This is a genomic window from Mesorhizobium sp. M1A.T.Ca.IN.004.03.1.1, assembly GCF_003997555.1.
GTDB lineage: Bacteria > Pseudomonadota > Alphaproteobacteria > Rhizobiales > Rhizobiaceae > Mesorhizobium.
Window position 1 is genome coordinate 1 of record NZ_RZTV01000885.1, and the last position, 244, is coordinate 244.

Below are 244 nucleotides of genomic sequence, written 5' to 3' on the forward strand. Positions count from 1 at the left end.
CCCAGGGTATCGGTTTCCTGCGCGGCGCGGTCGCCTATTTTCGCGGCGGCTCCGGCACGGATGACATTCCGGGAATCCAGAACGTCGACGAAGCGACACGCCAGGCAATGATCACCGCCGCGCGTCACGACTATGCGGTCCTCAAGCTGCAGACCGAGTTGATGGCCGTGGCGAGAGCCGGATTGGTCGACTGATAGCCCAGGGTAATGACGTTGCTGCGGCCGACGCGATCGGCCATCAACTC

1 protein-coding gene is annotated in these 244 nt (G+C 63.5%); it reads left to right on the top strand.

All coding sequences use genetic code 11. From position 1 onward, the window contains the following. A partial coding sequence (locus tag EOD29_RS36405) for a hypothetical protein (RefSeq protein ID WP_164764063.1) occupies positions 1-194 on the top strand: 194 nt, incomplete at its 5' end. Positions 195-244 lie beyond the last annotated feature (50 nt).